Here is a 21,506-nt window from a genome sequence, read left to right as displayed (position 1 = left end):
CCGGTAAGTTTCGCTCAGAAACACAGGGGTTCCCTAAAAAACTAAGGAAACTCCGGGCGCTTAAAAACTTGACACCTTCCAGCCCAGGTGTTAAATAATGCTCACGGTAAAAAATCGGGACGTAGCGCAGTTTGGTAGCGCACCTGAATGGGGTTCAGGGGGCCGGAGGTTCAAATCCTCTCGTCCCGACCAGATTTCTCGAAAAGCGGTCTATCCACCAGATAGGCCGCTTTTTTTGTGCTTTTGAAGGTCGCTTATCCGCGGTTTGATGTCCGGGCCTTGTCCTTGGGCTTGAACAGGAGACAGGACGTTCCTGAGCTTGTTTGCACTACTTGCGACGGGAACTCCTGGCTTTTGAAATTCATGGCCCGACACCCGTGCGGAAAGTTTTTATCCCAGGTCACATAGTAGTGTTTGCACTTATGGCAGTCGATCATGTTTCCAATCTAAAAAGGCTGTCAGCTATCAGCGTTCAGCTTTCAGAAGTCAAAAGTCAAAAGTCAAAAAACATTCGAACGACTCGAACAATTAGAACGCTTGTAACACGTTAGGTGTTTGAAACAGTCCTACATTCAGAAAAGGCTATTAATCTGGAACTCAGAAAATCAGGAAAAGATAGACCCCTTTATTTGGGTTTGCACTTCCCTGAGTTCCTGATTTCCAGATTTGATATGTTTCTTTGCACTTTTTGTCATGCGTTTTCAAAACACTAAATTGTTACGAACGGTTGAAGGCCAATTACTGATTGCCGGGAGGGCTATGTTGAGGCCGGAACGAGACATGACCTGATATTCTGACCGATCTCCCGAACCCTGGATAACACCTCTTCTTCGTTTACAGTCTTGATAATCCCGTTCTCCATGATGACCCGGCCGTTTATCACCGAAGAAATCACATCCGCGCCACTTACGGCATAGACCAGGTGCGAGTACAGGTTATAGACCGGCGTCAGATGGGGCTTATTCATATCTATGACGATGATGTCCGCCTTCTTGCCGACCTCGAGACTTCCGATCTTTCTGCCGGACCTGAGGACCTTGGCTCCATTAGTAGTAGCCATGCGTACGGCCGTTCTGGCATCTATAACCGTGGGATCCAGGCAATAAACCTTGTGCAGTTTAGCCATGGTGTCTATCTCCTGAAAAAGGTCCAGGTTATTGTTACTGGCGCACCCATCCGTGCCTATGCCTACGGTTATGCCTGCTTCCAGGAGCTGCGGCACCGGCGCCACCCCCGAGGCCAGTTTCATGTTGCTCTCCGGGCAATGGACAACCTTTACCCTGTTTTCAGCCAATGCCTCTATATCCGCCTTATCCAGCACTACACAATGGTTGGCCACCAGATGCTCATCCAGAAGCCCTAATTCCTTCAGATGAATGACCGGTGAATGCCTGTACCGGGCCCGGATAGCCTCCACCTCGCTCCTGGTTTCAGCCAGGTGGATCACGATAGGCACATCATATAATACGGCCAGGTCTTTGGCCCGCTGAAGGAGGTCCGGCGAACAGGTATAGGTGGCATGGGGATCGATGGTAATAGAGATAAGAGGGTGTCCCCTCCACTTGAGAATGAGTTCTTCTGTATATTTGAAGCCGTTTTCCAGTTCGCCGTAATTGGGCGAAGGGAAATCAAATAATCCCTCGCCGATCCAGGCCCGCAGGCCGGCCTTGGCCGCGGCCTGAGCCACCTGATCCGTAAAGAGATACATATCACAAAAGGTGGTGGTTCCGGAGCGTATCATCTCCACACAGGCCAGAAGGGTTGCCCAATAGACCACATCCGCATTCATCTTACGCTCGGCCGGAAAGATATAATCGTTAAGCCAGGTCATAAGGGGCAGGTCATCGGCCAACCCCCGGAAGCAGGTCATGGCCGCATGGGTGTGGCAGTTGATAAGGCCGGGCATAATCACCCCGCCCCGGGCCTCCAGCACACGCCCTGCCCTTACTGAACCGGCAACTACCGGCCCCGGACCAACGGCAATAATGCTGTCACCCTTTATAGCCACGGCCCCATCTTCAATAATTTCCCCGTCGGCATTAAGGGTAAGCACCGTACCCCCGGTAATGACCAGGTCAGCCGCCATTTTATCGTTACCACCGCTCATATAATTTCCCTTCATGTATTATTAAGTATTGTCAAAAATAAACCACAGAGGACACAGAGTTTTTAAAATTTAAAATTCTTTTTCTCTGCGCTCTCTGTGGTTAATCTTTCATGGCCTTAAGCAGTCTCGAAACCAGAAGGACAAGATTTGGCTCCGCCTTGCCGGCAGTAGCAATAACATCTTCTAAATGTATAGGCTGCATGCACTCAGGAAGATTCACATTGGCGATCACAGAGACGGCAAAGACCTTGATCCCGGCATGGTTGGCTGCTATAACCTCCGGCACCGTGGACATGCCGACCGCATCCGCGCCGATCATCCGCAAAAAACGGGTCTCGGCCGGGGTCTCCAGACTGGGGCCGGAAACCGCCACATAGACGCCTTTTTGTACGGGGAGGCCGGATGCCAAGGCGACCTCCTCCGCCTTATCACAAAGCGCCCGATCATAAGGCACAGACATGTCCGGAAAACGCGGCCCCCATTCGTCAATATTCGGCCCCCGCAAAGGATTTACCCCCATGAGATTGATGTGGTCACGGATAATCATGAGGTCTCCCGGCTTAAAGAGCGGATTTAAGCCTCCGGCGGCGTTTGATAAGATCAATGTCCTGACGCCTAAGGTAGCCAGTACCCGTACCGGAAACGTAACTTCCTCCAGAGAGTAGCCCTCGTAGAAATGAAAACGCCCCTGAAAGGCCAGGACCGCCTTACCGCCCAGATGCCCGGCGATCAACTGCCCGGCATGACTCTCCACGGTAGATTCGGGAAAATGCGGGATGTCATGGTATGGGATGATCTTGTGCTTCTCAATCCGGTCCGCCAGACCGCCTAAGCCGGTTCCCAGGATAATGCCGACCGTGGGCTTTAGATCCAGCCCATCGGCTAAAAAACGCGCCGCCTCGTCAATTTTTTTACGGTATTCAGATACGCTCACGGCAGTCCATGCTCCTCCGCAATGCAATATTGAAAAATTACCTCAGAGACCGCCAAGAACGCTGAGATAACATGTTTAATAGTTTACAGTTTTTCTCTGCGAACTCTGTGTGCTCTGTGGTGAAAAGGCTTTTTACGAATTGTTCAATACTTCACCGGCCTAAAAATGTAAAGGACATAAATGTAGCCAATATCACCGGGGAAAGCAACTGCAAATAGGGAGTACGAACATATACTTCGCCTTCGGTGGCCATAATCTGTCTAATGTTTAATTACAATTTTATCCTGTTGTATTTTTTAGCAAATTTCTATACGATACTTGTCATATTCAGCTCAGACGAAAAAAGTAGAGTCTACATGATATATATAAGTTGGCGTGAGGAACCATGACAGAAACCTACCAATTCGCGTTGAAGTACGATGGCGAAGCGTTTCGCACGCACGAGATGGATGCGAGGGATCTCGCACCTGCACTCATCGGCCTCTGTGACCTTGTTGACGAGGCGAACCGCACTCTGAACGCCGGACGATCTCGCATTGACATCAAAGTGCGCACCTTGCGCGACGGCAGTTTTCAAATTGATGTTGCGCTCGTTCAAAGCATCGTTGATCAGGCGGTTGATCTGCTGTCCGGCAATAATGTCACGGCTCTCATTGCATTGGTCACATTGCTGGGACTCGGCAGAGGTGCGTGCATTGGCCTTATTGAATTGATCCGGCGACTCAAAGGCCTTGCGCCGCGAGCGGTGAAGGACCTCGGCGAAGGAAAGGTAGAGATTCTGTTGGAAGATGGTCAGGCGCTTCAGATTCACAAAGAGACTCTGCTCGTCTATCAGTCCCGAAAAGCAAGAGAAGCCGTGCACAGAGTGGTAAAGCCATTGGAACGTGAAGGAGTGGACACCGTTGACATCCTGCACGACACCGAGATTGTTCAGAGAATCACGAAGGATGAGGCGAAGTACTTCGAACCGACATTTGAAGAAACCAGAAGAGTCACAGACCGCCGTACAATATTGAGCATTCAAGCTCTCTGGTTTCGAGGCGATAACAAGTGGCGATTCATGGAGAGGGACGCCCCTATTTCAGCCACAATCGACGACCAAGCGTTTATTGAACGAATTCTGAAAGAGGATGAACCGTTTCAGCCCAGTGATCAACTTGAAGTCGTCCTGCAACAGACCGAAACCACCACGCCCCAAGGAGATTTGAAAGTCGAGTACAGCGTGAAAGAAGTCTTAAACCATATTAAGGCGCCGAGACAACAGAGGCTCGGGATATAACGCCAACGGGCTGCGGATGAGGAGAATCCGCAGCCCGTTAAACCGTTACAGCTATGGCGACTCCAGATTTTCTGTACAAGTACCAATCACTAAGCGCCCATTCGCTGGCCGCGTTGACCAACAATACCATTTGGCTAGCGAAGCCAAAGAGCTTCAACGATCCGTTCGATTGCGCCATAACGCTGGACCGCCAGAAGTACAAGGAGTCCGTCATGCACGCAATATCTGTGGCTATGGAGCGTGCCAAGTCAGATAGACTGCGGCCTGAACATCTTCAAGATGTCTGGCCCGGGGATAAGGAAGCGTTCGAGCGTTTCAGGGACAGCTTGCTGAAGTTGGTTCAAAACATGGGCATTTGCTCGTTTAGTGCATTACCAAACCATCTGCTGATGTGGTCGCACTATGCCAACCACCATCGCGGGTTCTGCATCGGATACGACTGCTGTGAGGGCACCAAGTTTCGAGAGCTAGCGCATGAAGTGCGATACGAAGATTCAGTACCGAGCCTGACCGTGGCTGACTTCGCTCCTCCAGACAACGAAGAGGCATTAGACGCACTGTGGCTCACAAAGGCGAAGTGCTGGTCGTATGAGCAGGAGTGGCGTGTCATGATGAACGAAGGGGACAAGGCCTATCAAGCTCCTTCGTCGGTAGTCTCCGTAATCTTTGGTGCTCGAATGCCAGAGTCTGATCGAATCATGGTCGCACAAGCTCTTCGGCATCAGCCAGAAATCGAATTCAAAGAGGCGATCCTCAGACAAGGTGAGTTCCTCATTGAGATCGTCGAAGCATGAATCAGCGTTATGTTCTGAACGTGGGTGCAGGCGTCGGCAAAGGCCGCGCCAGGATGGAGGCACCCACTGTTTAGGGGGATAGACGCTAATGGATATCGAAGGCGCACTCCGAAGATACATATTGGACGAGTTGCTTCTCCTTATTGGCACCCGCATCCGGCAGTTGTATGATGACCAGAAGCCGATAGCCGAAGAGACACTGGAGCAACAACACGGCTTACTTGTTCGTCGCGCCCCAGTCACGCTTACGGCTTGGCAGCTATCGGACCTCGCTTACCTTGCAATACTGCATACCCATGATTTTGCAAGTCGGATGCCCAGCCGAGAGGATCTCGTGGAGTTGATGAACCTCTTCCACGAAAGGGACGGCCGAGTTGGCAGCGCATGGTTTGAAGGCCTGAGCGGTGAAGACGCAACCATGGGATTTACACTTGGCTTCTCGCAGAAGCAGTTCTGGTATCAGGAGCTCCATAGGATTCGCGCCGAGTTCAATCGACAAGTGGAAATCCTCGAAGTGCTCTCACCCTGTGCTTTCCCGAATCTTGGACTAGATTCGATATGTCAGGAGGCTACCGGGTTCGATCTCCGCACCTTCAGGAAGCTGGCATTCGCCCTGTATGCTGTCGGTGGGAGAAATACTGACTTGACCCACTTCAGCTTTGACAGGAGGAGCGGCAAGCTCGATGAGGCCATCACTACCGCAAACGTTCATCGGCTGATGGACTTTTATACGGCAGACTACCGTCAGATCCGACAGAGCCCGCTGGCCGAAAACGCCTTCTTCGCATGGCCGATTGTTCGGACTGCTACGAACCGGCGAATTGCCGTTAATGAGTACTTTCTTGCTCGCAAGATCGCGGATGGACCCTACTGGATTCTCCGAGACCATTTTATGTCTCTGCCAAACCGTTCCGACCAGGAGACCTTTGTTCGGCACTTCGGCAAGTTGTTCGACCTGTACTTCGAGGAACTACTCAAATACTACTTCCCGCGAGACTCTTTCAGGAGAGTTGCCGAGATCCCCGGAAGGCGGAACGCGGACTGGATTCTGCAATACCACGACTGGACGTTCATAATTGAGCTCAAATCCGCGTTTATTCCTTTGGCAGTCAGAAGGAACTACCCAGATCCGGCAGCCATAAGAGCCTACTTGCCAAAACTGTCCGACGGAATCCGGCAACTAGACGCAACTGCTGCGGACATTGGCGATCACGACCACGTTCTCAAGATCCTTGTTCACTACGAGCCTCTGTTCGTTTCTGACGGTGTTCTCCGTCCTTTGGCCATCCGAGATTGCTCCAAAGAGTTGGTCTCTCAGGAACGGGTCTTCTTCTCTGACCTGGAAGATATCGAATCCCTGTTCCAAGTTATGTATGACGCACCGACTGTGGCGCAGGCCATCCTCCGGGGAAAGCTCGACCTTGAGACTCGAGACGATGGGGCTGCACGAGGAAGGGAGTTTCATCAAGTGATCCAGCGGAACACAGAGCCTGAGGTCAACAGATTTGTGCATCATCACATTGATCACTATTCAAAGTACATTTTCCCGGATGGTGCGCGCGGTGGCGAACTCAACGACGCCGAAATCGCGGGAACATAACAACTGCATTCACTCGGATGTAAGTTCCGCTGCGGATGAAAAGAATCCGCTGATTGCTCGGCGCAAAGCGCCTCACAACCTGCGGATTGAGCAGACGCCCTCCGGGCGCTCCTCATCCGCAGCCCGTTATACGAGGCAACTACATGAAATGAATGGTGAATCATATGAAAGTATTTCTTAGTCATGCATTAGTAGACAAGGAAATTGCAGAAAAGGTTAAACAACTATTATCCTCAGTATCATTGGGGTTGATAGACCCTTGGTTATCATCTTCACTAGATGGCCTAAAACCAGGCGATGTGCTATGGAATGAGATTCATGAACAGTTAAGAAAAGCTGACAAAATAATTACCATTTTAACACCTAACAGTTATTTACGTCCCTGGCTTTTGTATGAAAGCGGGTATGTGGCTGGCTCAAAGGGAGCTAATGTCGTACCGCTCACCGTTGGCATTACCAAATCCGACCTTCCATCTCCACTTTCCGCTTATGTTATATATGCAGCAGATAAAGAAGACGACTTAGCCAAACTGCTATTCCAAATGCTTTCAGAAGTAGTTCCCTCTCCAAATAGAGAATTAATTAATACTCAATCACTGCAATTTATAAAGGAAAGTAAAATCTTATTTGATAAGCTTTCTAAGATAGACGAATTAAATGAATGCAAGTTCTTGGACGCATTAAATATAAAGCTAATCGATAAACTGAAAGCCTCTGAAATTCTCCACAGAAAACTGTCCGATCCTGATGTAAGCAACATTTCAATCATCACTTATACTAATGAAGTAGAAGCTGGCGCTATAAATCACTACAGAGTGCAAGGGAGAAAACAAATTCATATTTTTAAGAGGTCATTATTTGCTGATTTAAGCGAGCAGCAATCATGTAATATTTTACGCATAAGAGATGGCGCATCAGTGAAACAATGGAATAAATATAAAATATCCTTACAGGCGTCTATAGCTCTCGAAGATGAGTTTAAAGAAAATGATGCAGTCAAAGTGGAACAATATTTTTATGACTCCCCACCTTCAAAGCGTGCATATCTTTTTGATGAAACAGAGGCAATTATCGCCTTCTATGAGAATGCAGAAAATCCTATTCTCATAGGGGGTAGCAATTACAAAGGTATGAACAAGTCACAAAGCCTTTGGGTAACCAGTAAAACAGATATAGGCAAATTTCTTATAAATGAATTAATTCAGACAACTAATACTTTCAAAAAAACATGTCGCACATGGAATGAGGAAAAAAAATGCGTAGATAATTTGATGGGCTGGAGACAAGCGGTCCGGCAGCCTTGCTGTAATCCTAAAGCCGTCTTTTTGGATATGGATGGTGTTTTGTATAATTCTTTGCCAAATTATGTAACTGCATGGCAAGAAAGTTTCAAATTGATCGGTATAGAATTTCCAGAAATTGAGGTTTACAGACAAGAAGGAAGACCGGGAAGAGCAACAGTAGAGGCCTTCTTAAAGGCACAAAAAATTAAAGACATTACTATTTCTCAAATTGATGCAGTATTAAAAAGAAAAGCTGAAGTGCTAACTCAGTTGGGGCACTCTCATATTCAAGAAGGTGCCACAGAGCTAGTTGAAGCGATAAGAAAATCCAATCTCGGAATGTGGGTTGTTACTGGGTCTACAAAGGATGGCATAAAAGAGCAAATTGTCAAAAATTTTTCAGGCGTTATTCCAATTGAAAATATCATAACAGGCAATGACTATGCCATCGGGAAGCCGTATCCATTCCCTTATCTTATAGCAGTTTTGAAAGCCAAAATTTGCGCCGAAGATGCAATTGTAATTGAAAACGCACCATTAGGTATCGAATCTGCTGACAAAAGTGGGGCATATTGCATTGCTGTCAATACAGGTATTCTTGAAGATATTGCCTTGGAGGTTGCAGGTGCGAGGGTGATATTTCGCTCTTGTCGCCAGTTGGCTGACAAATGGGCACAGATTTTAAAAGAACTGCAAAATCACATATAAAAGATCGATGGTGACGTTGTTTCTCACATTGCATAACGTTCGACAGATGGAAACGCATGCCCGGCGTTCGGAACATAGATAACCTCGCAACATTTGCCTCAATATTTTTATTTGACTCAGAAGGCTATGGAGTTTATACTTTAAAGTATAAACTTAACCCTTGGAGGATTCCGATGAAAGCCACAGCAAAAGATCTGAGATTTCGCTCAAAAGAACTCATCGATTCTGTCGGAAGAGGGGAAGAGGTCATTATCACTTTCCGTGGCAAGCCTTGTGCCAAGCTCGTTCCCTATCGGGAAATTAAAAACAAAACAGAAAAAAATAAGTTGTTCGGCATGTGGAAAGATAACGACAACGTCGAAAATGTTAATGCGTATGTCCGGAAGTTAAGAAAAGGAAGATTCTAAATGCTTGTCGATACAGATGTGCTCATTTGGTACTTGAAAGGAAACGAGAAGGCCTACCAAGCCATTGAGAATCTGAATAATCTCTATATCTCCGTTGTGAGCTATATGGAGCTTGTCCAAGGAATGAGAAACAAAAAAGAATTGAATAATCTTCGCAAGGGTCTCCATGCCTGGAACGCACAACTCCTTTATATTTCAGAAGAAATCTCTGCAAAGGCAATGTCTTATGTTGAACAGCACTTCCTTAGCCATTCAATGCAAGTAGCAGATGCACTAATAGGCGCCACAGCAATGGCTTACGGCATTCCTGTTCTCACAGGGAACGACAAACACTATAAAGTCATAAGCAATCTTCAAATCAAAAAATTCAGGCCATAGCATATTGAAATATAGCGAATCGAACCGTTTTTTATGTAATTTATCATTCGACCAGATTTAATTGACTTTTGAGAGTTAACCCGCAGGCGAGATTTCCAGGCGGTAGGTTTTATGCATATTCGTTTTGCAGTTCTTTTAATGAAGAAAATCTCTCTCCCCCCTTTTTTTTAGATTCTATCGCCTCTCTGGTTCTCATGTTGACATATTCGATGCAGAAAAGCGACGAACAAATATGTGAGGTCACAAAAATGAAAAAAACAGTATTGGATGCAGAAGAAAAAGATATCCTGGAGTCCTATGAGCGCGGAGAATGGATGCTGTAAAGACGGCCTAATCGGATAACCGGGGGTGTTGCATGCCGAGAGATCCACTAGTAGCTACTGAGCACGTTACCTTCGAGACCGCTGCGGAGCATGCTTCTACCGAGGTTCCGGTCTTTTCCCCGGGACATCGTGCTGATGAAACCCGACAACAGCTAATGGGGCAGCGATATGAGTGTGCGACTCACGTAGTCGTTTGCGATCATAAGAAGTTTCTGGGAGTGGTAAGGATCGAGAATTTACTGGCGGCAGCCGCTGATACTACCCTGGAAGACCTGATGGATCGCGATGCCCCCGTTGTTGCGCCGGGAGTAGATCAAGAAGTCGCAGCATCGCGCGCCGTGCGCAACGAGGAATCCGCCTTGGCCGTTGTTGACCAGGAAGGGCGCTTCGTTGGGATTATCCCGCCTCACCGGCTGCTTGCGGTATTGCTGTCCGAGCACGAGGAGGATCTGTCCCGTTTAGGCGGCTTCACCAAGAGCACTGCGGTTGCACGCACCACCAGCGAGGAGCCGGTTCAGCGCCGCTTTTGGCATCGTGTTCCGTGGCTTCTGGTAGGTCTCGGCGGAGCCCTGCTCGCTGCGGACTTTGTCGGCTGGTTCGAGGCACAGCTTCAGGACAAAATCATACTGGCGTTCTTCATCCCGGGCATCGTCTATTTAGCGGATGCCGTCGGCACCCAGACCGAAACCGTTGTCGTCCGCGGGCTATCCGTTGGAGTCACTATGCGAAGGATGATAGCGCGGGAACTGCTGGCCGGTCTCGTGATCGGCTTGGCCCTCGCGGTGGTTGCAGGACCTTTGGTATGGTGGCGTTGGGGGGACTCAGACATTGCGTTTTGCGTGGGGCTGTCTGTATTTGCTGCATGCTCGACGGCCACGTTGACTGCTATGGCGCTTCCCTGGCTTTTGGATACCTTCAGACTCGATCCAGCTTTCGGTAGTGGACCACTGGCCACTGTAATTCAAGACCTGTTATCGATCCTCATTTACTTTGCCATTGCTTATGCCGTGGTGCAATGACAGGAGGCCGCCTGATCAGACGCTTCACCTGACTGCCTTGTTCGGCAAGGAGGGCATCCAGGCCACGGTTGACTCGTGACAAATAAATGAGGATTATACAAAAAATAAAAATACGCCGGCCAGACTTGGGGAAAGGAGGTGATAATGTGAAGAGACTGATTATTGCTGTGTTGTTTATCGTACTAACCTCAGGGGCAGTATTTGCATCAGGGGGCAAGAATCGGGGAACAACGGGATCCGGAACAACATCGACAGGTTCCACTTCCCAAGGTACGGCATCTCAGCCGCGTACCGGTCGATAGTGAGATACAACTCGCAGGAGCAGAGGCCTCCTGTTCCTGCGAGTCAGTCGATTTTCCCGTAAGCCTCTTTTAAAAAGCCTTGACAACGACATGCCGTTAGCGTATAAATGAAAATAATTATCATTTAATGGTTACTCCTAATTATGTTGAAATCTGGGCAAAGATACAAGGCAATGGTGGATAAGCTCAAGGAACACCATCATAAGTTGACGCCCCAGCGCCTCGCCATCATTAATATTCTCTCTCACAGCGAAGGCCACCCCAGCGTTGAAGATATTTACCGACAGCTTCAAAGTAACTTCCCCGGGGTCAGCGAAGCGACCGTGTATCGTAATATATTGCTTATCAAATCATTGGGCGAGGTCCTCGAACTTGGATTCGCAGGGGAGAGCACTCGTTATGATGGCCGCAAACCGCATCCTCATCCCCATATAGTGTGCGTCAAATGCAAGAAAATCGTCGACCCTGACCTGGAAAGTTTGAATGAAATGACGAAGGAAATTACTGAAGAAAGCGGTTTTGATATCCTGACGTATCGGCTTGATTTTTTCGGCATATGTCCGGATTGCCGCAAAAAAAGCAGATAATTTTTTTCCTTTTCTATTGCGAATGATTCTCATTTGTAATAGAATAGTAAATAATTATGAAAGTTAAGACGAAAGGAGACCAGTATGAAAAAAACTAAAAAGTTGACCACCAGGAACGGTGCCCCCGTCGTCGACAACCAGAACGTCATGACTGCCGGGCCGCGAGGGCCGCAGCTCTTGCAGGATGTCTGGTTCATCGAGAAACTGGCCCACTTCGACCGGGAAGTAATACCCGAGCGCCGCATGCACGCCAAGGGTTCCGGCGCCTACGGCACCTTCACCGTAACCCACGACATCACCAAGTACACCAAGGCGAAAATCTTCTCCAAGGTCGGCAAGAAGACCGACTGCTTCGTCCGCTTTTCCACCGTCGCCGGCGAACGCGGCGCCGCCGACGCCGAGCGCGATATTCGGGGTTTTGCGATGAAGTTCTACACCGAGGAAGGAAACTGGGACCTCGTGGGAAACAACACGCCGGTCTTCTTCCTGCGCGATCCCCTCAAGTTTCCCGATCTCAACCACTCCGTGAAAAGGGATCCCCGCACCAACCTGCGGAGCGCCCTCAACAACTGGGATTTTTGGACTTCCCTGCCCGAGGCGCTGCATCAGGTCACCATTGTAATGAGCGACCGAGGCATCCCTGCCAGTTACCGTCACATGCACGGCTTCGGCAGCCATACCTTCAGCTTCATCAACGCCAAGAACGAACGCTACTGGGTCAAGTTCCACCTGAAGACACAGCAAGGGATTAAGAACCTGACCGACCAGGAAGCCGAGGCGATCATCGGCAAGTGCCGGGAGAGCCACCAGCGAGACCTCTATGGGAGCATAGAGAAGGGTGACTTTCCGCGCTGGACTTTCTATGTGCAGATCATGCCGGAGAAGGAGGCGGCAAAATGCCCATACCACCCCTTCGACCTGACTAAGGTCTGGTTTAAAAAGGATTATCCGCTGATCGAGGTGGGCATTCTCGAACTGAACAAAAACCCGGAAAATTATTTTGCCGAGGTCGAACAGTCGGCCTTCAACCCGGCCAACGTCGTCCCCGGCATCGGTTTTTCACCCGACAAGATGCTTCAGGGGCGGCTCTTCTCCTACGGTGACGCCCAACGCTATCGCCTGGGGGTGAACCACCACCAGATCCCCGTCAATGCCCCCCGTTGCCCGTATCATAGTTTCCACCGCGACGGCGTCATGCGGGTGGACGGCAATTATGGCAGCACCTTGGGGTACGAACCCAACAGTTACGGTGAGTGGCAGGAACAGAAGAATTTTGCCGAACCGCCCCTGGCCTTGGAGGGAGCCGCCGACCACTGGGACCACCGCGTGGACGATGATTACTACTCCCAGCCCGGCAAGCTCTTCCGTCTCATGAGTGCCGCCCAACAGAAGGTTCTCTTTGAAAACACCGCTCGCGCTATGGGCGATGTGCCACGGGAGATCAAGATCCGCCACATCGGCAACTGTTTGAAAGCCGATCCGGCTTATGGCAAAGGAGTAGCCATGGCACTAGGCATTCCTCTGCGCGAAATTCCGAAATAGACAAGTGCAACTAATCGGGTAAGGGCGGGCTTTTCTCCCGCCCTTACCACAGCGCCCCGCATCCGCCTGAGGGGGGCGGCATTTACCCTATCTCCCGAACCCGGGGCTTTGTCATGTTGTGCTGACTTGCCCGGAGACTTGGCCTTGTATGCCGTTTACTCGCCACGTCCTGTGGCTCGCCCTTCGGGCCAGCAAATCTGTTCAAAATCGTTCATCCTGACGATTTTGTCTGTTCGTCGGCTCATAGCTTTGCGCTCCGGGTTACCGCTCCCTGCGGTCGCTCTCGCCGTTGGCTCGTGGTCTCCGCTGCGCTTCGAACCCTTCAGACAGTCTCTCACGATTCCGCCCTTGCCTTCGGCTGGTACTTCTGCTAACGTATCACTACGTGGGCAGGGTTCACGTACAGGGGGCTTGCACCCCATAAGTTCACGCCCATGCCGGGCGTACACAAGTCGCTCAACCGGACGAGCGAAAAAGCTGCGTACCGGTTAGCTTCACATTCGGCATAAAACTAATGATCAAGAGGAGGATCTAATGAAACTACAAAAAATGTCGTTCGTGATTTCGGCGGTGTTTTTGCTTGTTTTATCGGCAGTAGTAGTGGCAGCAGGCGATTTTGACTGGACAAGAGATTTTAACAGCAGGGCTGGAGCTGATCCGTCAGGATTCAGGGCAAGACTTGCTACCCGCTTTAATATAGGCGATGCACAAATCACTGCCGTACTCAGCAATGTTGGAAGACCCGCAGATGCCTATATGGTATTACGTCTTGGAGAAATGTCAGGAAGGCCAACAGATTATGTTATCGAGAGATATAAATCCGGAAAAGGCAAAGGCTGGGGGGTACTTGCGCAGAGCCTGGGTATCAAACCCGGATCAAAAGAATTCCATGCCCTGAAGCGTGGCAACGATATTTACGATGGCAAAGATAAAGGCAAATGTAAGGACAAAAATAAAAGTAAAGGTAAGGGCAGAGACTGAAGGCGAGAACAAGGTCTATCGAAATGAGAATATGAAAGCGGGATTGCCCCTGGATTGCCAATAAAGCCGGCTCCCAGCGATGCCCATCGTTAAATGCCGAAGGAGGAGAAAAGATGAGCATTGAAGTCACGCGCAACTTTCTTCTGTGGTGTACGATCATTAACTACGGAATATTGCTGGTGTGGTTTCTGTTCTTCGCGCTTGGGCACGATTGGATTCAGCGCATACACGGCAGGTGGTTTCGACTGTCCGGTGATCAGTTCGACGCTCTTCACTACGCCGGGATGGCGATCTTCAAGATCGGAATCATTCTGTTCAACTTGGTGCCCTTTATCGTTCTATGTATCATCAGCTGAAGATATTCTCCGGCCAAAATGAGAGTCGGTATGTGGAATATAGCGGAATATAGTCTGTCTGGACGATGGGATGCCCTTAAGATTCTAAGTTTACAATGTATTAGAGTGGGACGGAATACGAGGGACGGTCATGTTTTTATGCAATTTATCATTCGACCAGATTTAATTGACTTTTGAGAGTTAACCCGCAGGCGAGATTTCCAGGCGGTAGGTTTTATGCATATTCGTTTTGCAGTTCTTTTAATGAAGAAGACCTCTCCCCTCTTTTTTTAGATTCTATCGCCTCTCTGGTTCTCATGTTGACATATTCGATGAAATCGCGGTCTTCTTTTATTTTCAAAAACTCTATATAATTGAGCACTTCCTCTTTTTCCCGGCTTGATAGCATTTTGATGCCATTCAGAATTAATTTATCAACCTTAAGCACCTGTGCCACGTATCCCTCCCCCCTTTTCTGAAGTTTTGTCGAACGATAGCACTGTAAACTTTAAAAGGCAATAAGCTTCGGCGCTGGGTTGCAATGCGATTGGATAGAAGGCGGAGGGTATCCCCGTTGCTCCTTCCATCTTGACATACGACCTGTTTATGGACTATATTTAGTCATACCCGGAAAGGGAGGCAACCCATGAAACTGTCCAGCCAGATCAAGCCTATCAGTTACCTGAAAGCCCATGCCGCCGAAATCGTAAGGAATCTGGGCAAGCAGCGTAAGCCGCTGATCATCACCCAGAACGGCGAAGCCAAGGTGGTCATGCAGGACATCGAAAGCTACGAGCAAACCCAGGAAACGATGGCTCTTCTAAAAATACTGGCACTCGGGACCCGCCAGATCGAGGAAGGCAAGGTCCAGCCTGCTGAGGATGTGATCAAACGCCTGCGCGAGCGACGGGAGGCTCGTTGATGCCGTTCGCGGTTTTGCTGACCAATGACGCAGCACGTGATCTCGACGAGCTTTATGACTATATCGCTCTGTACGATGCGCCCCAAAAAGCGGACTACGTCTTGGAGCAGATCGAGAAAGCCTTCTCCAGGCTGTCCGAATCCCCCGAGCGGGGCGCCTATCCGAAAGAACTGCTGGCGTTGGGGATTCGGGAATACCGCGAGGTTTTTTTCAAACTCTACCGCATCATCTACAGAGTCATGGACAAGAACGTCTATGTTCTGCTGATTGTCGATGGCCGTCGTGACATGCAGACGCTGTTGCAGCGGCGATTGTTAGACGCGTAATGTAGTGCCGGATTTGTAACGGGGTGTAAAGAAAGGAGTTGGAATCAGATGAGCAATGAACCGAATAAGGTTATTTACTCCATGATCGGGGTAAGCAAGTATTATGATAAAAAGCCGGTCTTGAAAAACATCTATCTCTCCTATTTCTACGGGGCGAAGATCGGTGTCCTTGGTCTCAACGGGTCAGGAAAAAGCTCCCTTCTCCGTATCCTTGCAGGAGCGGACAAAGAGTTCAACGGAGAGACGGCCATCTCCCCCGGCCACACCGTAGGGTTCCTCGCGCAGGAACCGGAACTGGATGACAAAAAGACAATACGGGAGATTGTGGAGGAAGGGGTGCAGGAGATAGTAAATACCCTTAACGAATACAATCTCATTAATGAAAAATTCGCTGAGCCGATGTCGGATGATGAGATGAGCAAGCTTATCGAGCGTCAGGGAGAGGTCCAGGAAAGGCTGGATGCGCTGGACGCATGGGACCTGGATTCACGTCTGGAGATGGCCATGGATGCCCTGCGCTGTCCGGCCGGGGACACACCAGTCAGTATCCTCTCCGGAGGGGAAAGACGTCGCGTAGCCCTTTGCAGACTCCTCCTGCAGAAACCTGACATTCTGCTCCTGGACGAGCCCACAAACCACCTCGATGCCGAGACCGTGGCCTGGCTGGAGCGCCATCTGCAAGTCTATCCGGGCACCGTCATCGCAGTGACTCACGACCGCTATTTCCTTGATAATGTCGCCGGGTGGATTCTGGAACTGGACAGGGGACAGGGTATCCCCTGGAAAGGAAATTACTCCTCCTGGCTGGAACAGAAAAAAAACCGCCTGCAGCAGGAGGAGAAAACCGAGAGCGAAAGGCAGAAGACCCTGCAGCGCGAGCTTGAGTGGATACGGATGTCTCCCAAGGGACGCCATGCAAAATCGAAGGCGCGCATCAGTTCTTATGAGGAACTTCTCACTCAAGATATCGAAAAGAGGTCAAAAGATCTCGAAATCTATATCCCCCCCGGACCCCGTCTGGGTAATGTCGTCATTAATGCCGAAAACGTCAGCAAGGCATATGGCGATAACATTCTTATGGAAGGCCTGACCTTTTCCCTTCCTCCGGGCGGGATTGTCGGGGTCATTGGAGCTAACGGAGCGGGAAAAACTACCCTTTTCCGGATGATCACCGGCCAGGAAAAGCCTGATTCAGGCACCCTCAGGACAGGAGAAACCGTAAAGCTGGCCTATGTTGACCAGAGCCGCGACGACCTCGATCCGAATAAGACCATCTGGGAGGCAATCTCCGGCGGAGAGGATGTCATTCAGCTCGGCAAACGGCAGGTCAACTCACGCGCCTATGTGGGGCGCTTTAATTTCTCTGGAAGTGATCAGCAGAAGAAGGTTTCCATGCTGTCCGGCGGAGAAAGAAATCGTGTCCATCTGGCCCGCATGCTGAAGGAGGAGGCCAACGTCCTTCTGCTTGATGAGCCTACCAATGATCTGGATGTAAACAGCATGCGTGCCCTGGAAGAGGCATTGGAGAATTTTGCAGGCTGTGCCATGGTCATCAGCCACGACCGATGGTTTCTAGATCGTATCGCTACCCACATACTCGCCTTTGAGGGCGACAGCAAGGTGGTCTGGTTCGGAGGGAACTACTCTGAATATGAGGCGGACAGAAAGGCCCGTCTCGGTGTTGCCGCAGACCAGCCCCACCGCATCAAATACAGGCATTTGTCGAGAGGGTAAGCGCCCCGTGAAAGGGGGAGTATAAATACCCCACGCGTACTAAAATTAAACTATGCCCGACGAAAAATCGAAGTTAGTGTATTCCACAGAACAGGCGATCCCCCGGAAGGAAAAGCCCGTTGAAAAGAATCTCCAGGCAGACTTGCGTCCCGCGCAGCAGAAGGTTACTGTCCGGATTGACCGGAGAGGCAGGGGCGGGAAGTCCGTCACGGTCATCGAGGGCTTACAGATGCCGCAGAAGGAAAGCGAGGCGCTCCTCAAGCAATTGAAGGCGAGGCTCGGCACAGGCGGCACGGTTAAGGATGCCTCCCTCGAAATCCAGGGCGATCACCGTGACGCGATCATCATAGTGTTGGAGAAGATGGGCTACAGACCGAAACGCTCCGGCGGCTGAGAATAGAAAAAAGTCTATAGACAAGGAAGAATTGCGGGACGACTTTTTAAATATAATCTTCCCTTCTATCTTTTCCCTTGACAACTGTTCCAGAACATCGTATTGTCACGCAGGGATTTTGGAAGTTTTTGCGTTTACAGAGGCCACAAAGACTTTTGACTTTGTGGCCTTTTTTGTTGAGGCCTTCTGAAATTTCAATTTATAGAAAAGGAGGTAAAACAAATGGCACAAGGAACTGTGAAATGGTTTAACGACAGCAAAGGTTTTGGTTTTATTGCTAGCGATGATGGAAGTGAAGCTTTCGTCCACCACACGTCCATCCAAGGCGACGGATTTAAATCCCTTGCCGAAGGTGACAAGGTCAGCTTTGATACTGAAAAAGGCCCGAAAGGCCCCAAGGCAATCAATGTCGTAAAAGTCTAATTAGCGGGGCAAGGCTCCCTCAGCGGAGGGAGCCTTGCATCTTAGAGTAAAATGAACAACAGCATGAGCGGCAGAAAGAATGCAACACACCCCAATAGCGCTGCCCTCCAACTTTGATCAATTCGTAAAAAAGCCTTTTCACCGCCGAGCACGCAGGGTGCGCAGAGAAAAACTGTAAACTATTCAATATGTTATCTCAGCGATCTCAGCGTTAAAATTTTACTTTTTACGAGTTCATCAACCTTAAGATCGATTAAGATCTCGCGTCCCTCTCCCAGTGTTGACCCCCACCGTGTTTTTGTAAGAAAAAATAAAATCAGAATAATAAGCGCGAGAAAAGCAACAAAAAGCGAAAGAAAGCAACAGGTCTTAGAAGAGCCCGGCAAATTCCAGGAACTTTTTCCATTCCTTTTTCTTGCCGGAGGGGAATTCCTCCATCAGCAACTGTTCCCAGCGGGGGGCATGGGGCTTCTTTAATAAGGTCATGCCGGCTTCCCCAAGGGTCTTGCTCCCCTTTTTCAGGTTGCACTTTTTGCAGCAGAGGACCACGTTTGACCAGACGGTCTTTCCGCCCTTGGAGCGGGGTATAATATGGTCAACACTTCTCTCCTTGGAGGCCCGGACACTTTTGCCGCAATATTGACAGGCGTAGGCGTCCCTTACAAACAAGTTGGCCCTGGTGAAGATAATATCTGTCTTGGGAAGCTGATCAAAGCGGGAGAGAATGACGGCATCCGGGGCCACAATAGAAAAGCTGGGGCTGTGAATCAAGCGTCCGTTGTTATGGAATTGTGACACCTTCACCCATTCGGCAAAGGAATGGGTAGTCCAGTCCAATGTAATCACCTTGGCCGCTCCCTTGTAGAGGTGACAGATGGCCCTCTGTACGGTGGTCACATGAACCGCCTGATAATATTTATTTAATACCAATACCTTATTATCTAATATCTTCAACAAAGGATGCTCCTTATGCAGGATAGCCACGCAAGATAGTCATTAAAGACAATACCTGTTTCCGGGTCTCTTCAAGCGGGCCGTTATTGTCCACCAGATAATCAGCCAGTTTTTTCTTTTCGTCAATAGGCATCTGGGCGGCAAGCCATCTTTGGGCCTCGGCAAGGGATATGCCGTCTCTTTTCATCAGGCGATCCATCTGTACCTCGGGCCGGGCATAAACCAGGACGGTCTTATCAAAACAGCCTTTCCAGCCGGCCTCGAAGAGTAGCGGGACCTCAGCCACCACAAGATCGGCCGTCCCACTTTCCTCAATCTTCCCTAAGTCCTTTAAAATAATCTCCTTTACCCGGGGATGGATAATTTTGTTCAAAGCAAGGCGCGCCTTCTGGTCGGAAAAGATAAGCCGCTTTAACCGGCTGCGTTTAAGGCCCATATCCGGGGCAAAATAACCCCGTCCAAAATGTTTATATATTTCCCACCAGGCCTCCTGATAGGGCTGGGCTATCTCGTTACAGAGCCGGTCGGCGTCTATAACGGTCACCCCCGAGGCCCGGAGTATCTTGAGAACAGCGCTCTTCCCGGTAGCCAGGCCGCCTGTAAGACCGATTTTTATCATGAAAGGGCCTCAATTATCTCTTGCATATCAGGGGGCATCGGGGAATGAAATTCCATAAACCGGCCGGTTCGGGGATGTACAAACCCAAGCTCCCTGGCATGCAGTAACTGACGGGAGACACCTTTTATAATGTTTCTCATGGCTATCTTACGGATATCCGCCCACTTCTGTTTACCTCCATAAACCGGATCTCCTACCACCGGATGCTGCATTGAAGAGAGGTGGACACGAATCTGATGGGTACGGCCCGTCTTAAGGGTCAGTTCCAGGAAGGTCAATCCATTGAAAGACTGAATGACCTGCCATATAGTAATCGCTTCCCTGCCACCTGCGCTCCTTACAGACATCTTCTTTCGCTGGGTGGGGTGCCTGCCGACAGGCGCCTGAATAATCCCGCTCTTTTCCCGAAAACCGCCGTACACGAGCGCTACGTACTTCTTATGAACCTCTCCGGCCTTAAACTGTCTGGCCAGTTCCTGATGGGCCCGATCATTTTTGGCGACCACCATCAGACCGGATGTGTCTTTGTCCAGACGGTGAACGATACCCGGCCGCAGAATGCCGCCGATGCCGGAAAGATCCGAACAATGATGGAGGAGACCGTGCACCAGTGTCCCGCTACCGTGCCCGGCCGCAGGATGTACTACAATACCCGGCGGTTTGGACAAGACCAGGATGTCTTCATCTTCATAGAGGATGGTAAAGGGGACTTTCTCCGGTTGAATACCTAATGGACGCGGCGGTGGGATTTCTATGCTTATCGAATCATGGAGGTTAATCTTATGGCTGGCTTTAACCGTCTTTCCGTTAACCTTGACCCGGCCCTCCCGGATAAGACGGTTGATCTGCGAACGGCTAAGAGAAGCGAGCTTTTTCGTCAAATAGACGTCAACCCGCTGATCTTTGTCCGCAGGTTCCGCACACAATAACTCCGGCATGATATTGTGAAATTTACAATTTCAAATTTCGAAGTTAAGACGTGGCCCGGCCGTCATGAGGCATCAAAAAGCGCTTCAATATCCTGCCTGACCCGGCCTTCTTTCACATTACGGGATATGGAAAGCTCCTTTACCAGCAGATTCATGGCCGTGTCCAGCATCTTTTTTTCACCAAATGAAAGCGGTTTTTCATCTTTCAATATGTACAAATCCCGCAAAACCGCGGCTACTTCAAATACTGAGCCCGTCTTTATCTTGTCCATGTACTCCCGGTACCGCTTATTCCATGTCTGGGTCGCAATCTCAACACTTCGATCTTTCAAGATATCCAACACCATGGGAATATCTTTTTTGTTTATAATGCTTCTAACGCCTACTGATTGTAAATTGTGGGTAGGAATCATGATGACCATATCGGTATCAATGATCCTCATGATGTAAAAGTTCTGTGTTTCGCCGTTGATCTCCCGGCGTTCAATAGACTCTATCACGCCTACGCCGTGGGCCGGGTACACAGCTAATTCCCCTGCCTTAAACATCCGCCCCAACCCTCCAATTTGAAAGAAACATTTTAATATTATTAATATTTAACATTATTTATTAAATAAGGCAAATAC

23 protein-coding genes and 1 tRNA gene are annotated in these 21,506 nt (G+C 49.5%); 17 read left to right on the top strand and 7 right to left on the bottom strand.

Annotated features, from left to right (window positions below; translation table 11 throughout):
- Window positions 1–115: 115 nt before the first annotated feature.
- Window positions 116–192, top strand: a tRNA-Pro gene (locus RDU59_07875).
- Between the two features lie 565 nt (window positions 193–757).
- On the opposite strand, the gene RDU59_07870 is transcribed toward RDU59_07875, so the two are convergent.
- Window positions 758–2,107: an amidohydrolase gene (locus RDU59_07870; protein ID MDQ7838396.1), complete on the bottom strand. Its 1,350-nt coding sequence runs from the start codon at window positions 2,105–2,107 to the stop codon at window positions 758–760.
- Window positions 2,108–2,207: 100 nt separating this feature from the next.
- On the bottom strand, window positions 2,208–3,041 hold the full coding sequence (locus tag RDU59_07865) for a purine-nucleoside phosphorylase (GenBank protein ID MDQ7838395.1): 834 nt from the start codon (window positions 3,039–3,041) through the stop codon (window positions 2,208–2,210).
- Between the two features lie 385 nt (window positions 3,042–3,426).
- Between RDU59_07865 and RDU59_07860 the strand changes: the two genes are divergently transcribed.
- The 11 genes from RDU59_07860 (at window position 3,427) to RDU59_07810 (ending at window position 14,600) form a co-directional block, all read left to right on the top strand.
- The gene (locus RDU59_07860) at window positions 3,427–4,320 is read left to right on the top strand and encodes a hypothetical protein (GenBank protein MDQ7838394.1); all 894 of its coding nucleotides are present in this window, start codon (window positions 3,427–3,429) and stop codon (window positions 4,318–4,320) included.
- Window positions 4,321–4,373: 53 nt separating this feature from the next.
- Window positions 4,374–5,114, top strand: a complete 741-nt coding sequence (locus RDU59_07855; protein ID MDQ7838393.1) for a DUF2971 domain-containing protein — start codon at window positions 4,374–4,376, stop codon at window positions 5,112–5,114.
- An 88-nt stretch (window positions 5,115–5,202) separates the two neighbouring features.
- Window positions 5,203–6,714 carry a hypothetical protein gene (locus RDU59_07850; protein MDQ7838392.1) on the top strand — a complete coding sequence of 504 codons (1,512 nt, stop codon included), beginning with the start codon at window positions 5,203–5,205 and terminating at the stop codon, window positions 6,712–6,714.
- Between the two features lie 164 nt (window positions 6,715–6,878).
- Complete coding sequence (locus RDU59_07845; GenBank protein MDQ7838391.1) at window positions 6,879–8,705, top strand: HAD hydrolase-like protein; 1,827 nt, start codon at window positions 6,879–6,881, stop codon at window positions 8,703–8,705.
- 56 nt (window positions 8,706–8,761) lie between these two features.
- On the top strand, window positions 8,762–9,112 hold the full coding sequence (locus RDU59_07840) for a type II toxin-antitoxin system prevent-host-death family antitoxin (GenBank protein ID MDQ7838390.1): 351 nt from the start codon (window positions 8,762–8,764) through the stop codon (window positions 9,110–9,112).
- On the top strand, window positions 9,113–9,490 hold the full coding sequence (locus RDU59_07835; protein ID MDQ7838389.1) for a type II toxin-antitoxin system VapC family toxin: 378 nt from the start codon (window positions 9,113–9,115) through the stop codon (window positions 9,488–9,490).
- 541 nt (window positions 9,491–10,031) lie between these two features.
- Window positions 10,032–10,832, top strand: a complete 801-nt coding sequence (locus RDU59_07830) for a magnesium transporter (GenBank protein MDQ7838388.1) — start codon at window positions 10,032–10,034, stop codon at window positions 10,830–10,832.
- A gap of 475 nt (window positions 10,833–11,307) precedes the next feature.
- Window positions 11,308–11,721 (top strand): transcriptional repressor, encoded by a 414-nt coding sequence (locus RDU59_07825; protein ID MDQ7838387.1) that lies wholly within the window; start codon window positions 11,308–11,310, stop codon window positions 11,719–11,721.
- Window positions 11,722–11,805: 84 nt separating this feature from the next.
- A complete protein-coding gene (locus RDU59_07820; GenBank protein ID MDQ7838386.1) occupies window positions 11,806–13,263 on the top strand; it encodes a catalase in 1,458 nt (485 codons plus the stop codon).
- Between the two features lie 534 nt (window positions 13,264–13,797).
- The gene (locus RDU59_07815) at window positions 13,798–14,244 is read left to right on the top strand and encodes a hypothetical protein (GenBank protein ID MDQ7838385.1); all 447 of its coding nucleotides are present in this window, start codon (window positions 13,798–13,800) and stop codon (window positions 14,242–14,244) included.
- Window positions 14,245–14,357: 113 nt separating this feature from the next.
- Window positions 14,358–14,600 carry a hypothetical protein gene (locus tag RDU59_07810; GenBank protein ID MDQ7838384.1) on the top strand — a complete coding sequence of 81 codons (243 nt, stop codon included), beginning with the start codon at window positions 14,358–14,360 and terminating at the stop codon, window positions 14,598–14,600.
- 214 nt (window positions 14,601–14,814) lie between these two features.
- On the opposite strand, the gene RDU59_07805 is transcribed toward RDU59_07810, so the two are convergent.
- Complete coding sequence (locus RDU59_07805) at window positions 14,815–15,036, bottom strand: hypothetical protein (protein ID MDQ7838383.1); 222 nt, start codon at window positions 15,034–15,036, stop codon at window positions 14,815–14,817.
- A 189-nt stretch (window positions 15,037–15,225) separates the two neighbouring features.
- Here RDU59_07805 and RDU59_07800 point away from each other — a divergent pair, with 189 nt between their 5' ends.
- From RDU59_07800 to RDU59_07780, 5 genes are all read left to right on the top strand, one after another.
- The gene (locus RDU59_07800) at window positions 15,226–15,501 is read left to right on the top strand and encodes a type II toxin-antitoxin system Phd/YefM family antitoxin (GenBank protein MDQ7838382.1); all 276 of its coding nucleotides are present in this window, start codon (window positions 15,226–15,228) and stop codon (window positions 15,499–15,501) included.
- On the top strand, window positions 15,501–15,827 hold the full coding sequence (locus tag RDU59_07795) for a type II toxin-antitoxin system RelE/ParE family toxin (protein MDQ7838381.1): 327 nt from the start codon (window positions 15,501–15,503) through the stop codon (window positions 15,825–15,827). The genes RDU59_07800 and RDU59_07795 overlap by 1 nt, the downstream gene beginning before the upstream one ends.
- Before the next feature lie 48 nt (window positions 15,828–15,875).
- Window positions 15,876–17,561: an energy-dependent translational throttle protein EttA gene (ettA, locus tag RDU59_07790; GenBank protein ID MDQ7838380.1), complete on the top strand. Its 1,686-nt coding sequence runs from the start codon at window positions 15,876–15,878 to the stop codon at window positions 17,559–17,561.
- A gap of 76 nt (window positions 17,562–17,637) precedes the next feature.
- Complete coding sequence (locus tag RDU59_07785) at window positions 17,638–17,955, top strand: translation initiation factor (GenBank protein MDQ7838379.1); 318 nt, start codon at window positions 17,638–17,640, stop codon at window positions 17,953–17,955.
- A gap of 222 nt (window positions 17,956–18,177) precedes the next feature.
- A complete protein-coding gene (locus RDU59_07780; protein ID MDQ7838378.1) occupies window positions 18,178–18,378 on the top strand; it encodes a cold-shock protein in 201 nt (66 codons plus the stop codon).
- A gap of 369 nt (window positions 18,379–18,747) precedes the next feature.
- On the opposite strand, the gene RDU59_07775 is transcribed toward RDU59_07780, so the two are convergent.
- From RDU59_07775 to RDU59_07760, 4 genes are read right to left on the bottom strand one after another with little or no spacing between them, the layout of a single operon-like run.
- A complete protein-coding gene (locus RDU59_07775) occupies window positions 18,748–19,332 on the bottom strand; it encodes an HNH endonuclease (GenBank protein MDQ7838377.1) in 585 nt (194 codons plus the stop codon).
- 13 nt (window positions 19,333–19,345) lie between these two features.
- The gene (coaE, locus tag RDU59_07770; GenBank protein ID MDQ7838376.1) at window positions 19,346–19,951 is read right to left on the bottom strand and encodes a dephospho-CoA kinase; all 606 of its coding nucleotides are present in this window, start codon (window positions 19,949–19,951) and stop codon (window positions 19,346–19,348) included.
- Window positions 19,948–20,889 (bottom strand): RluA family pseudouridine synthase, encoded by a 942-nt coding sequence (locus tag RDU59_07765; GenBank protein MDQ7838375.1) that lies wholly within the window; start codon window positions 20,887–20,889, stop codon window positions 19,948–19,950. The genes coaE and RDU59_07765 overlap by 4 nt, the downstream gene beginning before the upstream one ends.
- Window positions 20,890–20,942: 53 nt before the next feature.
- A complete protein-coding gene (locus tag RDU59_07760) occupies window positions 20,943–21,428 on the bottom strand; it encodes a CarD family transcriptional regulator (GenBank protein ID MDQ7838374.1) in 486 nt (161 codons plus the stop codon).
- Between the last annotated feature and the right edge of the window lie 78 nt (window positions 21,429–21,506).

The sequence above is a fragment of the Thermodesulfobacteriota bacterium genome, assembly GCA_031082315.1.
In the GTDB taxonomy this organism is placed as follows: Bacteria; Desulfobacterota; QYQD01; order QYQD01; family QYQD01; genus QYQD01.
Note: the sequence above shows the minus strand (reverse complement) of the source record. Positions and strands in the feature narration are given on the sequence as shown.

Excerpts from the sequence above, each read along its gene's own strand:
- RDU59_07810 (MDQ7838384.1), top strand. The coding sequence starts at position 14,358 with ATGAGCATTGAAGTCACGCGCAACTTTCTTCTGTGGTGTACGATCATT.
- RDU59_07795 (MDQ7838381.1), top strand. The coding sequence starts at position 15,501 with ATGCCGTTCGCGGTTTTGCTGACCAATGACGCAGCACGTGATCTCGAC.
- ettA (MDQ7838380.1), top strand. The coding sequence starts at position 15,876 with ATGAGCAATGAACCGAATAAGGTTATTTACTCCATGATCGGGGTAAGC.
- RDU59_07860 (MDQ7838394.1), top strand. The coding sequence starts at position 3,427 with ATGACAGAAACCTACCAATTCGCGTTGAAGTACGATGGCGAAGCGTTT.
- RDU59_07855 (MDQ7838393.1), top strand. The coding sequence starts at position 4,374 with ATGGCGACTCCAGATTTTCTGTACAAGTACCAATCACTAAGCGCCCAT.
- RDU59_07840 (MDQ7838390.1), top strand. The coding sequence starts at position 8,762 with ATGCCCGGCGTTCGGAACATAGATAACCTCGCAACATTTGCCTCAATA.
- coaE (MDQ7838376.1), bottom strand. The coding sequence starts at position 19,951 with ATGATAAAAATCGGTCTTACAGGCGGCCTGGCTACCGGGAAGAGCGCT.
- RDU59_07760 (MDQ7838374.1), bottom strand. The coding sequence starts at position 21,428 with ATGTTTAAGGCAGGGGAATTAGCTGTGTACCCGGCCCACGGCGTAGGC.
- RDU59_07845 (MDQ7838391.1), top strand. The coding sequence starts at position 6,879 with ATGAAAGTATTTCTTAGTCATGCATTAGTAGACAAGGAAATTGCAGAA.
- RDU59_07780 (MDQ7838378.1), top strand. The coding sequence starts at position 18,178 with ATGGCACAAGGAACTGTGAAATGGTTTAACGACAGCAAAGGTTTTGGT.
- RDU59_07815 (MDQ7838385.1), top strand. The coding sequence starts at position 13,798 with ATGAAACTACAAAAAATGTCGTTCGTGATTTCGGCGGTGTTTTTGCTT.
- RDU59_07835 (MDQ7838389.1), top strand. The coding sequence starts at position 9,113 with ATGCTTGTCGATACAGATGTGCTCATTTGGTACTTGAAAGGAAACGAG.
- RDU59_07825 (MDQ7838387.1), top strand. The coding sequence starts at position 11,308 with ATGGTGGATAAGCTCAAGGAACACCATCATAAGTTGACGCCCCAGCGC.
- RDU59_07800 (MDQ7838382.1), top strand. The coding sequence starts at position 15,226 with ATGAAACTGTCCAGCCAGATCAAGCCTATCAGTTACCTGAAAGCCCAT.
- RDU59_07765 (MDQ7838375.1), bottom strand. The coding sequence starts at position 20,889 with ATGCCGGAGTTATTGTGTGCGGAACCTGCGGACAAAGATCAGCGGGTT.
- RDU59_07850 (MDQ7838392.1), top strand. The coding sequence starts at position 5,203 with ATGGATATCGAAGGCGCACTCCGAAGATACATATTGGACGAGTTGCTT.
- RDU59_07820 (MDQ7838386.1), top strand. The coding sequence starts at position 11,806 with ATGAAAAAAACTAAAAAGTTGACCACCAGGAACGGTGCCCCCGTCGTC.
- RDU59_07870 (MDQ7838396.1), bottom strand. The coding sequence starts at position 2,107 with ATGAGCGGTGGTAACGATAAAATGGCGGCTGACCTGGTCATTACCGGG.